Origin of the sequence: Ferdinandcohnia sp. FSL W7-1320 (assembly GCF_038050315.1) — a bacterium.
GTDB classification, from domain to species: domain Bacteria; phylum Bacillota; class Bacilli; order Bacillales; family Bacillaceae_L; genus Ferdinandcohnia; species Ferdinandcohnia aciditolerans.
Map to the genome: position 1 here is coordinate 4,431,965 of NZ_JBBPAM010000001.1, position 12,076 is coordinate 4,444,040.

Here is a 12,076-nt window from a genome sequence, read left to right on the forward strand (position 1 = left end):
ATCAATTAATTAAGAAAGATATACAAATATAATATCTAAAATTAAAACTTCGTTATATTCAGTAATTTAGTCCTATAATTTTGTGAACTCCTATTTACACTATTTAGCTTAATCTACGGGTAGACATTTACACATATTTCACATTGTAAAAGTTGTAAAAGCATTGGCTATTAATGAAAATATAGAAATTCTTGAATGCATATTTTGTAATAAAATGCAGATACTCTATTGTCCTTTAACGCTTTCATTAAAAAAATTATCAAAAAACACGAAATATTGTAGAAAAATGAAAAATAGATGTTATAATGTTCAATATCGTATAAAATTTTCTGAAAATAGGGGGCTTTATCATGAAAGGAAGAAAACTTTCCTGGATGGTACTCTTCTTCGTGTTTGCTTTAGTTTTAGCAGCATGTGGAAGTAATGAATCCAGTAACGAAGGCGAATCAACATCTGATGGCGCTAAAGACGAAGGAAAAACATACACATTTAAAGCAGGACATTCTCAAACAGAAGAACATCCTTATCATCTTGCATTACTTGATTTAGCTGAAAATGTGAAAGAACGTACTGATGGAAAAGTTACAATTGAAATTTTCCCACTTAACCAATTAGGTGCAGAGAGAGAACTAACAGAAGCACTTACACTTGGAACTGCTGATATGTCAATTTCATCAACAGCCCCAATTGCAAACTTCTATCCACAAATCGGAATCGTTGATTTACCATTCTTATTTGAATCAAGAGAACATGCATACAGCGTACTTGATGGACAAGTTGGTCAAGATCTATTAGCTGGTATGGAAGATGTAGGACTTGTGGGTCTTGCTTGGGCTGAAAATGGTTTCCGTCATATCACAAACGGCAAACACCCAATCACAAAGCCTGAAGACTTAAAAGGATTAAAAATCCGTACACAAGAAAACCAAATTCACTTAGATGCATTCAATGCTCTTGGCGCTCAACCAACACCAATGGCTTGGAACGAAGCACTAACTGCTCTTCAACAAGGAGTCGTTGATGCACAAGAAAACCCATTAATCATTGCTGATACGTACAAGCTTTATGATGCTAACCAAAAATACATGACATTAACAGGTCATATTTACTCACCTGCAGTTGTCATGTTCAGTAAATCAGTTTTTGATACACTTCCAGCTGAATACCAAGATATTCTTAAGGAAGAAGCAAAAATTGCGGGTGATAAAGTTCGTGAACTTAGCACAAAAGCTGACACTGATTCTTTACAGGTAGTAAAAGATGCCGGTATGGAAGTTATCGAAGATGTTGATGTACAACCTTTCCGTGACGCAATTCAATCTGTATATGAAAAGTACGAAAAAGACTTTGGTAAAGAAAACATCGAAGCAATCTTAAACGGAAATTAATCTAAATAAAAAAAACTTGGTGAGTGCCCAGCACAATCCAAGTTTTTAACTTTATTCAGGCGGGGTTTGAACCCCTACTGAATAAAGTTAAAAGCCTACGGCGGAGACAAGCGATTTTCAAAGGAAGCTTTTATAGCGTAAGATCAAAGACTAAGAACGCCACTTCCTGTGGCAACGTCTTTGTGACCCACCTCGTGTGGGCCTAAAAAATCTCGGCGAAAATCCGCTAATGCGCATTTAATTAGATAATAAGGGGAAATAAAGGTGATTAAAAAGATAGTAGATTTAATAAACGGATTTTTTAAATGGATACTAATCATCCTATTTTTTTTATTGGTAGTCGTTGTCTTTTTACAAGTGCTTTTCCGATTCGTTCTTGAACAGCCCTTGGCATGGACAGAGGAATTAGGTCGTTACTTACTCGTGTGGACGACGTTCCTGGGAGCAGGTTATGGAATGAGTGTAAAAGCACACCCTGGGGTTGAAATTCTCTATGACGCTTTCGGACCAACCGTAAAAAAAATACTAAATGTAGTTATTTCAATTCTTGTTATCTTTTTCTTTTGGCAGATTATCGTCCATAGTTTCGACTTTATCGGCCGAAGCATGATTCAGAAGTCTCCGGTTCTTCAAATACCGATGGGATATATCTATACAGTAATTCCGATATCAAGTGTTCTTTTTATTATCAATCTACTTTATGTCGTAATTACTGAATGGAAAAAGGAGGCGAAGAACTAATGGCTTGGTTATTATTTGGGATATTAATCGTCCTTTTCTTCATTAATGTACCAATCGCAGTTGCCCTGGGACTCGCTTCTATGATTGTGCTTATGATTCAAGATAATGTTCCATTAATGGTTATAGTTCAAAAAATGTTTACATCAACAGACTCGTTCACATTGATGGCTGTTCCCTTCTTCATCCTTGCAGGTAAGTTAATGGAGGTTGGCGGGATTTCTAAACGACTCGTAGATTTTGCAATGACGATTGTTGGAAGAATGCATGGTGGCTTAGCGATGGTTTCTGTTGTAACATGTATGTTCTTCGCTGCTATTTCAGGATCTGGTGCGGCAACAACAGCAGCAGTTGGAGCTATCATGATTCCAGCAATGGTTCAAAAAGGCTATGATAAGAGCTTCTCTACTGCCATTCAAGCTGCAGGTGGAACAATCGGTGTTATGATTCCTCCAAGCGTACCAATGATTTTATTTGGTGTTATCGCTGGGGCATCAATCAGTGATTTATTCATCGCAGGAATTATCCCTGGTATCTTTGTTGGTCTATCTTTAATTCTAGTTGCGTACTTTATTTCTAGAAAACGCGGGTACGGTAAAGAAGAAAAAAGTTCAGTTAAAGAAATCTTCACATCCTTTAACAGAGCCATTCTTGCGATATTGATGCCAGTTATTATTCTTGGCGGTATCTATGGTGGAGTGTTTACTCCTACTGAAGCTTCCGTTGTCGCTGTTGTTTATGGATTAATAGTTGGTCTGTTTATCTACAAGGAAATTAAATGGAAGGACCTTCCTGAAGTTTTTATTCAATCAGCTGTTACATCTGCAGTTATTATGTTTATCATTTCGTGTGCATCGATTTTTGGATTTATTTTGACAAGGGAACAGATTCCACTGTCAATTACAAATGCGCTACTTGCAATTTCAGATAATCCAATTATCGTTTTAATTATCATTAACTTAATTCTATTAATTGTAGGTACATTTTTAGAAACATCTGCTGCGATTATCATCATGGCACCAATCTTGCTTCCGGTTACAACAGCTGTTGGCATCGATCCAGTTCACTTCGGGATCATCATGGTTGTAAACCTTGCAATTGGATTCATTACACCACCAGTTGGTATTAACCTATTCGTAGCATCCAATATCGCAAACTTACGATTAGAAAAAATCGTTCGGGCAATTATTCCATTCCTGATTATTCTAATTATCGACATCATCATAATTAGTTTCGTACCTGAATTGAGTTTGTTCTTCTTGGATAAATAAAAATAGTGGAGTGCTTGTATCCAAATAATTTATGGATACAAGCACTTTTTTTGCGCCTACTTAGTATTTCTAATAAATGAACTGAGCATTTAAATTAAGTAATGGAAGCCTTTTGCAATTTACTAATAATCTGACAACCTCTTCATATACATTAGATGATAGTAACTTTATCATTGGAGGGGGAAAAGAAATGCAATTTTATTACGGTAATCAGATGCCATTGCGTGTTTTGGATGAGGCTGAATTTTGGAAACATCAAGAAGAAGAACATACTGTTGTTATTAGGGAACTTGTGACGAATCTTGAACAAAAATATGTGGACGCATTAAAGGAATGGGAAAAGTCATTTAAACACACCCATCAACAAGTTGTGAGATACATTGAAACAGTGAATCGAACACAGGGACAGGTTTCACAAGCACTCTATCAAGATATTCTTCAACTAACCTCTTTTTGCTTGAAGCAAAGTGAGCAGTTTATTCAATTTTGCCGAACGATGACTGAAGAAAGTAAGCCAATTAGTTCCAATCCAACTGCCAAAGTTGTAATGAATCATTTTATTGTAGAATCAGAGTATTTTATTGGTGTGGCGCAGACGATATTGTATCAGAGATAATTTCAAGGGTTTTCCTAAATAGTGGGTGAAGGCCCTTTTTCTATGCTCTTCTTCCACTCCCCCTCTTTTAAAATTCGATAATTTCTTCTATTCATTTTATAATAATATGTATGTGTTTATATATTTGAGTCGCAACGACAGGAGGCAAACGATGCAACAAGATATTATATCTTCCATGATTATCAAAAATATAAAATCAATCGAAGAATTACATCAGGTTCATGAATTAGAATCGACCGTTTGGAGTCCGGAGGATACGGTTCCGATTAGTCATACTGCAGCAACGATTAAGAACGGTGGGTTTATTTTAGGTGCTTTCTACGAGGAGCAACTGATTGGTTTTCAATATAGTTTCCCAGGTTTTGATGGGATTAAGCCCTACCTTGTTTCTCATAGTTTAGGAATTCACCCTGATTTTCGCAAGTTAGGTATCGGTGAAAAATTAAAGCATGAACAACGAGCGTTGGCAATGAAGATAGGATATGATTTAATTTCGTGGACCTATGATCCTCTTGAAACAGTAAATGGTAATTTGAACCTACATAAATTAGGGGCAACATGTACTGCTTATATCGAAAATGCATACGGGGAAATGACGGATGGCATGAATGACGGTCTTTCCACTGATCGTTTCGTTGTTGAATGGGCCGTAAAAGAAGTAAAACGTGGAAGTAAAAACTACGAAATAAGCAAGTTACCACTCTTAATAAATGTGGAATTTCAAGATGGCTCCCTAATTCCCGGGGATATAAACTTAGAGGAAAATAGTGATGCTTTGTTAGTACCGGTACCTGGCAATTTTCAAGAAATTAAAAGGATGAACTTCAATACCGCCATATTATGGAGAGAAAAAACAAAACAGGTGTTTACACATTATTTAAAACACGGATGGGTTGTAACAGATTTAGTAAAGGACCCCCAGAAGAAAAGTCAGTATATGTACCTTTTGGAAAAATAATTTTTTTGAGGAGAATTGACTTGGAAATTAAAAGTATTATTTTACGATATATGAGAATGAGATTGCTCCACCCTTTTAAAACGAGTGTAGGAACTATTACGGATAAAGACTTTATTTTAGTTGAGGTCAAATCAAAAAGTGGTTTGTCTGGTTGGGCAGAAACAGTCTCCGACGCAATTCCCATTTACCACGAAGAAACAGTTAAAACAAACTGGCATATGCTTAAGGATATTTTAATTCCGAAGCTCATGGAAACAGAGCTTAAACACCCAGAAGATGTGTCAAAAGCTTTCAAGGATTTGCGTGGAAACTATAATGCAAAGGCGGCCCTTGATGGTGCCATCTGGGATTTATATGCTAAGGAAAATGGCATCTCATTGACTAAAGCGATCGGCGGCATTAAGGATAAAATAGAAGTTGGAGTAAGTGTCGGAATTCAAAAGTCTGAACAGGAGCTTCTTCAAAAAATCGAAGGCTTTGTAACAAAAGGTTACAAGCGTATTAAGGTGAAAATTAAGCCAGGTTGGGATATGAATATTTTAAAAGCGATTCGTAAGGAATTTCCGGTGATTCCGCTTATGGCGGATGCGAACTGTGCATATACCATTAATGATATTCCTTACCTCAAACAATTGGACGAGTTCAATTTAATGATGGTCGAGCAGCCCTTAAGCTATGACGATCTCATTGATCACGCCAGACTGCAAAAAGAGTTAAATACCCCAATCTGTCTGGATGAGTGCATTCACACAGTTGAAGATGTTCGAAAAGCAATTGAGATTGGCAGTGGAAAAATCATCAATCTTAAAATTGGTCGTGTAGGAGGTATAACAGAGTCCTTAAAAATTCATGAGCTTTGTGAAGAGAACAAGATCCCGATGTGGTGTGGTGGAATGCTCGAGGCCGGGATAGGCAGAGCACATAATATCGCCATTACTAGTCTAGCAAACTTTACGTTACCAGGTGATACAGCCCCTTCTTCCCACTACTGGAAAGAGGATATTATTACTCCAGAAGTTACGATGAAAGATGGATATATTAAGGTTCCTACAGGGCTTGGAATTGGCTTCGAACCTAACATGGAAAAAATAGAGGATCTCATGCTCTATAGTGAAACATTTCATAATTATGAATAAGATAGTCCAAGAGAGATAATAAATGGAAAAACTATACACATGTGTATCATTTTTAAGCAAATAAGAGTTAAAAGCATTCGTAAAATAGAATTACGTATGCTTTTTTATAGATTGACTATATAAATGCATTCGCAAAATCCAAAGAATGGTAGAATTGATTTCAAAAAAGATATAAAATGTAAAAATTCTCCACTTGTGTATCCTTTTTAAGAAAAAATATGATAAAAGCATTCGTAAACAAGAATTACGTATGCTTTTTTATAGATTGACTATATAAATGCATTCGCAAAATCCAAAGAATGGTAGAATTGATTTCAAAAAAGATATAAAATGTAAAAATTCTCCACTTGTGTATCCTTTTTAAGAAAAAATATGATAAAAGCATTCGTAAAATAGAATTACGTATGCTTTTTTATAGATTGACTATATAAAAGCATTCGCAAAATCCAAAGAATGGTAGAATTGATTTCAAAAAAGATATAAAATGTAAAAATTCTCCACTTGTGTATCCTTTTTAAGAAAAAATATGATAAAAGCATTCGTAAAATAGAATTTCGTATGCTTTTTTTATAGATTGACTATATAAAAGCATTCGCAAAATCCAAATAATGGTAGAATTGATTTCAAAAAAGATATAAAATGTAAAAATTCTCCACTTGCGTATCCTTTTTAAGAAAAAATATGATAAAAGCATTCGTAAAATAGAATTACGTATACTTTTTTATAGATTGACTATATAAAAGCATACGCAAAATCCAAAGAATGGTAGAAACGATTTAAAAAAAGATACAAAATGTAAAAATTCTCCACTTGTGTATCCTTTTTAAGAAAAAATATGATAAAAGCATTCGTAAAATAGAATTTCGAATGCTTTTTTATTGATTGACTATACTAAAGCATTCGCAAAATCCAAAGAATGGTAGAAATGATTTCAAAAGAGACAATAAATGTAAATATTATCCACTTGTGTATTGTTTTCAAGTAAAAATGTGATAAAAGCATACGTAAACAAGAATTACGTATGCTTTTTAATAGATTGGCAGTATAAATGCATTCGCAAAATCCAAAGAATGGTAGAATTGATTTCAAAAGAGATATTAAATGTAAATATTATCCACTTGCGTATTGTTTTTAAGTAAAAAAAGTGATAAAAGCATACGTAAAAAAATTTTTAAGAGGCACTCTTTCTTACCTTTTGATGTTTTTCCTGAAAGGACTAAACTAGCTGCCATTGCCAGAACCGATGATCTTTTACTTCGTTGATAACACCCTCGTAAAGTGCACTTATCCTCAGCCGTTACTACACCCGGCACGTTTTCAATACCATTTACTTTTAGCCACCTGTTGCCCCAACCAGCTTATAATGTGTGTACCCTTCATGAATAGAATAGAATGGCTACATCTTTATTTAACTCGTGCTTAGAAGCATTAGTATATTATCCTTCAAGTTGCAAAAACTACCAAAAACAGTTTTTTAAGGTGGGGGTTGTGAATGAAAAACAGGATGATTGATTGGCCAACTTTTATTGGCGCATTTTCATTATTGATGTTGGTTACGATTCCTCTCGTCCTCTTTCCTAAAAAAGGTGAAGAGGTGGTTAATGCTGCGAATACGTATGTGACCACAAACTTCGGTGTGCTCTATTTGCTAGTTGGAATTGTCATTTTCTTTTTTCTCATCTATGTTTCATTTAGTGCAAACGGTCAGATATTGCTTGGGGATAAAGGAGAAAAGCCCGAATTTAATGATTTCTCTTGGGCTGGCATGCTATTTTGTGCTGGGATTGGCTCTAGCATATTATATTGGGGAACAATCGAATGGGCTTATTACCTTCAAGGTCCTCCCTTTGGAGTAGAACCTGGCACAAAGCAAGCCATTGCATGGGCAACCACCTATGGGATTTTTCATTGGGGACCAATTGCTTGGGCGATTTATACACTTCCAGCCTTACCAATTGCATATTTTTATTATGTTAGAAAAAAACCTGTCTTAAAAATTAGCGAAGCGACACGGCCATTAATTGGTAGACTAGCCGACGGTCCTATTGGTACCATAATCGATATCTTATTTATGTTTGGTCTTATAGGTGGTGCCGGAACGACGCTTGCCCTAGGCACTCCGATGATTGCTGAGGGTATTTATCGTCTAACCGGCATTGATGTGAACATGACTGTAAAGACGATTATTTTATTATTTGTGACTGTTATCTTTGCTGTTAGCTCTTATACAGGATTAAAAAAGGGAATAAAGATTCTTTCTGATGTAAACCTATATCTTGCTTTCTTTCTTTTGGCTTTTATCTTTTTATTTGGGCCAACTCGATTCATGTTAGAAACAACAGTAAATAGTATTGGTCTTTTATTGGATAACTTTTTTCATATGAGTACATGGACAGAGCCGTTTAATTCATTGGGCCCATTTGAGAAAACCTCCTTCCCTGAAACTTGGACGGTGTTCTATTGGGCATGGTGGCTTGTCTATGCCCCATTTGTCGGTCTATTTGTTGCCAAAATTTCACGTGGACGTACGATTAAACAGATGATTCTTGGGACGATGATCTATGGTACAATCGGAAGTATTTTATTCTTTGGTGTATTAGGAAATTACGCGATGCATCTCCAACTTACAGGAGAAATGGATATTATTAATACATTGAATACAGAAGGAGCTTCTCCTGCTATTTTAGATGTTATTGAGAGCCTTCCGTTTTCATGGTTTATGGTCCTCGTATTCACTGTACTTGCTATAGTATTTCTTGCTACAACTTTCGATTCAAGCTCTTATGTGTTAGCGTCTGTTGTACAAAAGGAGGTTAAAGATGAACCAATAAGGTGGAACCGATTATTTTGGGCATTTGCCCTCTGTATAATGCCACTAACTTTGATGTTTATCGGCGGACTCGGCACCTTGCAAACTGCAAGTATCGTCGGAGGCTTCCCTCTCCTTTTTATCATGGTCATGCTTGGTTGGTCCTTTCTAAAAGCATCCACCCGTGATATCATGGCATCCGATTATTATGAGCCAAAAACGATTGAGTTAAATTATCGTAAAATTCTTGAACGCTTGCGTCGGAAGAAAAAAGCAAAAGGGAAAGCATCTGGCGAACAAGACCAAAAGGGGCCAATCGATGCCCATTTTGAAGATGACAAAAAATAAATCTAGGACAGAGCCCATTTCGGCTCTGCCCTTTTTAATGGGACGCAGGGACAGGTCCCTTGACCCACTTTTTCTATCATTAGAGTCCAATAGCTTAGTGTTCGTGTTCAGCCTCCATTGCTGCTGCTTTTGTTTTATGGACAGTACCGAAAGGATGATTTGGTGGTGCATAGATTGAATATAGTTTTATTGGAACATTTCCTGTATTTGTTAGGTTGTGCCAATACCCTGCTGGAATAATAATGGCTGAATCGTCAGCAATTTGTCTTACAAAGTCTAACTGATTTTTGTTTTTCCCCATTTGAACAATTCCATTGCCTTGTTCAACACGTAGGAATTGGTCCACATCAGGATGTATTTCTAAGCCGATATCTTCTCCAGGTTGTAAACTCATTAATGTTACCTGTAGGTGAGTACCTGTCCAAATCGCGGTGCGAAACGTATTGTTTTGCTTGGAAGCTTCATTGATATTAACTACAAATGGCTGCTTACCTTGATCATTAAATTCGCGCATTTCCCTTCCCATATGCGGGTGATAGTATCCCCAATAGTTCCAGTAATGCATAGGAACATTCGTGTAATATGGATGGTGGTGATGATGTTGGTGGTAATAGTGATAGGGGTATCCATATGTTACATAATTCATTTTCTTCAATATCCCTCCTCAAATTGCTAAAATATCCTATGCAAGAGAGAGTGTGAACGGTACCCAAATTATTTGTCAATTATGCGGGACGGAGGGACCTGTCCCTGCGACCCACATTCTTACAATTCATCTAAAAGGAGAACTTCTCCTGTTGATGCATGAACGGCAAATTGGCAATCTATTTTTCCACACAGGACATATTGATTTTGGTCAAAGTCATACACGTAATAAGGCTCTAATTCGAACTTTCCTTTGACCTTTTCATAGGCCTCATCCTTGCTTATCATCACTTTCTCGGGTTCTTCAAATTCATCAAACATCTCTAACATCATCTGGTTATCCATATAATTCACAGCCTGAAGACTTTCAGAATCAATCATGACATTAACTTTCCGCTGAAATACGCGTTTATCCTGCTTGTTTGCTCTTACTATCGCATGAATATACCCCGACTCGCGATGAAGTGATTTTAACATCCAGACTCCAGAATCACTGGGATATACCCTTCGTAAAAAATCCCGGACCTCTATCGTACACATTTCTTGCTCTGTCTCTGTGATTGGTAGTGTATCAGGTGAGGGCTCGCCTGAAAATGCTTGGTCAGCCGAAACCTCTTCATGCCAAGTTATCTCGTTTCTTTCAAATGAAGAATCCTCAATCGGCTCATCCCAATCCAACGTTTTATCTATTTTCATATATCCTCTAACATCCACGATAACTTCAAAAGGGATTGTGGCTGATTGGTCATTCCGTACATAAAGTTCTTCTACTGCATAAGCGGAGACTAGTCGTTGTTGTTCCATTAACGGAAAATCAATCAACTTCACTTGATTTTTTGCGATTTCCTCAATTTTCTCAAAGGTCAATGTATAAGGTTCTATTTTCACCATGTCCTTCGCTGGAAAATGACCATGTGCAGAAAACAAAGTTAGCCTACCCTCCTGATCGAAATTGACCTCAATCATTCCAGAAGGCGAAACAGCAACACCATTAATGCATTCTTTAAAATGTAGCTCTCCCTCTTCTTCCTTATGTAACTGGAATTGCTGCTCAAACGTTAATCCTGTCTCCTGCTCAACCCATTTTATAATGTCATTTTTATCAGAGAAGTTTATCCCGTTTGTGGCAAACGTCTGACCCATCACGAAAATTACACTTTCAAAGTTACGACTATTTACATCGATTGTGATAACTGCCGTTCCAACTGGATTTTCATCCTCATACTCTTGTCCCAAACAATGATTAGGAAACCATTCCATTGACATTGTATAGACCGTCTCATTAAAAATATTGACACTTCGATTGAAACTGTAAGTTTCTAAATAATAGTCCCACAACCCAAACTTTTCTTTTGTAAAATCAACTAACTCCCGAGTTCTTTTATCCATATTGCCACCTCCAATATATTGCTTCGATAATAACTACGAATTACTCACCCAACGGTTTCACATTTTACCAATTTCAGGTTAATAAAAAACTGCACTTCTTTAAGTGCAGCAAATAATGGGTAGTCGGTATTCCGGTCCCTCTGACCTAGTATATTTTTGAATAAATGACAAAGGAGATAAACATCGTAGAGATTAATAATGTTGTGAGGATGTTGATCAGTTGTGCTGCAGTTAAAGCAATCAATTCAAATTGTAAACCAATGTTAAAAGCAATTAGAAAAATCATCATCGCAAAAAAAGAGGCGAAAATACCTTTCTCTCGGATAAGTTTCATGCGTTCATCCTTTTGCTTAAATTGTGGATACAAATATGCCAAACAAAAACTCATGACTGCCATAGCCATTGTCATAAAAGCCATAGGTGCGGGTGATGAATTAGCCATAATCCCAACAATTAGTAAAAAAACCGACATCACGGTAAACAAAATACCCAACACGATAAATGGAACTCGTGAATTTCCCATCTTTTTTCCTCCTTTAATATGACTTCGTCAAGAATAAATCCTTATTTATAATCTTCTTTCTCTAAAATGAAAATGTCTTCAACCTTCGTTTCAAAAACTTCAGCCATAATTAATGCTAAGGGAAGAGAAGGGTTGTATTTGCCCTTTTCAATTGAAATAATCGTTTGCCTGGAAACACCCAATTTTTCAGCAAGTCGATCCTGCGAAAAACCGTGTTTTTTCCTAAAATCTGATACTTTATTTTGCAACCCATTC

11 protein-coding genes are annotated in these 12,076 nt (G+C 36.4%); 7 read left to right on the forward strand and 4 right to left on the reverse strand.

The annotated features are described in order from the left end of the window. Positions 1-350 precede the first annotated feature (350 nt). From NST91_RS21620 to NST91_RS21650, 7 genes are all read left to right on the forward strand, one after another. Positions 351-1,388 carry a TRAP transporter substrate-binding protein gene (locus tag NST91_RS21620; protein WP_341332779.1) on the forward strand — a complete coding sequence of 346 codons (1,038 nt, stop codon included), beginning with the start codon at positions 351-353 and terminating at the stop codon, positions 1,386-1,388. A 264-nt stretch (positions 1,389-1,652) separates the two neighbouring features. Then, positions 1,653-2,129 carry a TRAP transporter small permease gene (locus tag NST91_RS21625; RefSeq protein WP_341332780.1) on the forward strand — a complete coding sequence of 159 codons (477 nt, stop codon included), beginning with the start codon at positions 1,653-1,655 and terminating at the stop codon, positions 2,127-2,129. After that, positions 2,129-3,397 (forward strand): TRAP transporter large permease, encoded by a 1,269-nt coding sequence (locus tag NST91_RS21630; RefSeq protein ID WP_341332781.1) that lies wholly within the window; start codon positions 2,129-2,131, stop codon positions 3,395-3,397. The genes NST91_RS21625 and NST91_RS21630 overlap by 1 nt, the downstream gene beginning before the upstream one ends. A 190-nt stretch (positions 3,398-3,587) precedes the next feature. Beyond that, positions 3,588-4,013, forward strand: coding sequence for a DUF2935 domain-containing protein (locus NST91_RS21635; protein ID WP_341332782.1), 426 nt, complete (start codon positions 3,588-3,590; stop codon positions 4,011-4,013). Between the two features lie 151 nt (positions 4,014-4,164). Then, positions 4,165-4,971: a GNAT family N-acetyltransferase gene (locus NST91_RS21640; RefSeq protein WP_341332783.1), complete on the forward strand. Its 807-nt coding sequence runs from the start codon at positions 4,165-4,167 to the stop codon at positions 4,969-4,971. Between the two features lie 20 nt (positions 4,972-4,991). After that, positions 4,992-6,107: an o-succinylbenzoate synthase gene (gene menC / locus NST91_RS21645; RefSeq protein ID WP_341332784.1), complete on the forward strand. Its 1,116-nt coding sequence runs from the start codon at positions 4,992-4,994 to the stop codon at positions 6,105-6,107. Between the two features lie 1,492 nt (positions 6,108-7,599). After that, complete coding sequence (locus NST91_RS21650) at positions 7,600-9,264, forward strand: BCCT family transporter (RefSeq protein WP_341332785.1); 1,665 nt, start codon at positions 7,600-7,602, stop codon at positions 9,262-9,264. A gap of 94 nt (positions 9,265-9,358) precedes the next feature. On the opposite strand, the gene NST91_RS21655 is transcribed toward NST91_RS21650, so the two are convergent. The 4 genes from NST91_RS21655 to NST91_RS21670 all read right to left on the reverse strand — a co-directional run bounded on the left by NST91_RS21655 (position 9,359) and on the right by NST91_RS21670 (position 12,069). Next, a complete protein-coding gene (locus tag NST91_RS21655) occupies positions 9,359-9,910 on the reverse strand; it encodes a cupin domain-containing protein (protein ID WP_341333583.1) in 552 nt (183 codons plus the stop codon). Positions 9,911-10,029: 119 nt separating this feature from the next. Further along, positions 10,030-11,298, reverse strand: a complete 1,269-nt coding sequence (locus tag NST91_RS21660) for a hypothetical protein (protein ID WP_341332786.1) — start codon at positions 11,296-11,298, stop codon at positions 10,030-10,032. A gap of 145 nt (positions 11,299-11,443) precedes the next feature. Next, positions 11,444-11,821, reverse strand: a complete 378-nt coding sequence (locus tag NST91_RS21665) for a permease (protein WP_341332787.1) — start codon at positions 11,819-11,821, stop codon at positions 11,444-11,446. 41 nt (positions 11,822-11,862) lie between these two features. Further along, positions 11,863-12,069 carry a helix-turn-helix transcriptional regulator gene (locus tag NST91_RS21670; protein WP_341332788.1) on the reverse strand — a complete coding sequence of 69 codons (207 nt, stop codon included), beginning with the start codon at positions 12,067-12,069 and terminating at the stop codon, positions 11,863-11,865. Positions 12,070-12,076 lie beyond the last annotated feature (7 nt).

Excerpts from the sequence above, each read along its gene's own strand:
- NST91_RS21620 (WP_341332779.1), top strand. The coding sequence starts at position 351 with ATGAAAGGAAGAAAACTTTCCTGGATGGTACTCTTCTTCGTGTTTGCT.
- NST91_RS21630 (WP_341332781.1), top strand. The coding sequence starts at position 2,129 with ATGGCTTGGTTATTATTTGGGATATTAATCGTCCTTTTCTTCATTAAT.
- NST91_RS21635 (WP_341332782.1), top strand. The coding sequence starts at position 3,588 with ATGCAATTTTATTACGGTAATCAGATGCCATTGCGTGTTTTGGATGAG.
- NST91_RS21640 (WP_341332783.1), top strand. The coding sequence starts at position 4,165 with ATGCAACAAGATATTATATCTTCCATGATTATCAAAAATATAAAATCA.
- NST91_RS21650 (WP_341332785.1), top strand. The coding sequence starts at position 7,600 with ATGAAAAACAGGATGATTGATTGGCCAACTTTTATTGGCGCATTTTCA.
- NST91_RS21655 (WP_341333583.1), bottom strand. The coding sequence starts at position 9,910 with ATGAATTATGTAACATATGGATACCCCTATCACTATTACCACCAACAT.
- NST91_RS21660 (WP_341332786.1), bottom strand. The coding sequence starts at position 11,298 with ATGGATAAAAGAACTCGGGAGTTAGTTGATTTTACAAAAGAAAAGTTT.
- NST91_RS21665 (WP_341332787.1), bottom strand. The coding sequence starts at position 11,821 with ATGGGAAATTCACGAGTTCCATTTATCGTGTTGGGTATTTTGTTTACC.